Here is a 1,306-nt window from a genome sequence, read left to right on the forward strand (position 1 = left end):
CACCGGGCACCCCGAGTTCGCCGCCCAGGCGGCCTGCCACCTGGCCCAGGGCTTCGAACGGGAGGGCCGGGCCGAGCAGGCGCGCGGGGCCTGGCAGGCGGTGCTGGGCGTCGGCACGCCCGCGTACGTGCCGCTGGCCCACCTCGCGCTGGCCCGCCTCGCCGTACAGGGAGGCGACGAGGCCGGGGCCGAGCACGAGCTGCGCTCCGCCCTCGCGGCCGGTGACGAGGAGATCGCGGCGCACGCCGCGCAGCAGCTCGCCGGCCTGCTCATCGACCGCGGCGAGGCGGGGGAGGCCGCAGAGCTCCTCCTGTACGCGCTGGACACCGCCCCGGCCGAGGCGGTGCCGCGGCTGCGGGTCCAGCTCGGCATCGCGCATCTGGAGCTGGCGTGCGCGGAGTTCGCCGGCGCGGTCGAGGACGGCGCGGACGCCGAGACGGGCGGGCTCGCCATCGAACTGCTGGCCCGCACGCTGCCGCTGCGTGGCCGCGACGAGGACGCCGACCGGGTATGGGCGTACGGGCTGGGCCACGAGGACGAGACGCTGGCCGACGAGGTCCGCCTGCGCCACGGCCGCGACACCTGACTCGCGCCACGTCGCTCCCGCCGTGGTCTGGCCATCACCGCGCGCGTCAGCGGTGGCCGCGGGCTCGGGGCCGGTGGGAGGGCCGGTCAGTCGCGGCGGATGATGGCCGCCGCGGCGGCCACGTTGACCGCGACGATGGCCAGCCAGGTGATCATCAGGCCCAGCCTTCCGGCGTTGACCGAGGCGACCGCCGTCAGCGGGATGCCGAGGGCCAGGGAGCCGAGCGCGAGCGGGACCATGCCCGAGCCGCCGCCCTTGCGCCTGCGCGGAGCCGGGTCGTGGCCGTGGAGCCCGGCCTGGACGCGGGCGGCGATCACGGCGTCGAGGCGTGCGGCGAACGACTCGAGCAGCGCGGTCTCGTAGTCGGGGCCCAGGTCGCGGCGGGCGTCGAGGGTGGCCTGGAGGTCCTCGCGGATGGGGCGCGTGTCCGGCATGCCACTCATCTTCGCGCCTGTTCAGCACGCCGTCATCAGACCTGAGGGCCATCACCACATCCTCCCCAGGTACGGTGCTGCCATGGAGGTCATGACGCCGCGAGGTCCGGCGCTGGTCGCGATCGACGAGGCGGAGCGGCCCCGGATGCTGCTCGTGCTGACCCACGGGTCGGCCGGGGGAGTGGACGCGCCCGACCTGCTGGCGGTGCGGGACGCGGCGCTGGGCGTGGGCGCGAGCGTGGCCCGGGTGACGCAGCCGTTCCGGCTGGCGGGCGCCCGCGCTCCC

The 1,306-nt window shown here is 76.7% G+C and carries 2 protein-coding genes and 1 pseudogene; 2 read left to right on the plus strand and 1 reads right to left on the minus strand.

What is annotated here, in order from left to right:
* On the plus strand, positions 1-586 hold a 586-nt coding region (locus DQW85_RS22855; RefSeq protein ID WP_113702186.1), incomplete at its 5' end, for a tetratricopeptide repeat protein.
* 86 nt (positions 587-672) lie between these two features.
* Here DQW85_RS22855 and DQW85_RS22860 read toward each other — a convergent pair.
* Positions 673-1,020: a hypothetical protein gene (locus DQW85_RS22860; protein WP_113702187.1), complete on the minus strand. Its 348-nt coding sequence runs from the start codon at positions 1,018-1,020 to the stop codon at positions 673-675.
* 82 nt (positions 1,021-1,102) lie between these two features.
* On the opposite strand from DQW85_RS22860, the pseudogene DQW85_RS22865 reads away from it, so the two are divergent.
* Positions 1,103-1,306 (plus strand): annotated as a pseudogene (locus DQW85_RS22865) (alpha/beta family hydrolase); the annotation flags it as partial.

The organism is Nonomuraea lactucae, from assembly GCF_003313395.1.
Lineage (GTDB): Bacteria > Actinomycetota > Actinomycetes > Streptosporangiales > Streptosporangiaceae > Nonomuraea > Nonomuraea lactucae.

What these genes read in the sequence shown, in the direction of transcription:
- DQW85_RS22860 (WP_113702187.1), bottom strand. Translation starts at nt 1,020, where the DNA reads ATGCCGGACACGCGCCCCATCCGCGAGGACCTCCAGGCCACCCTCGAC.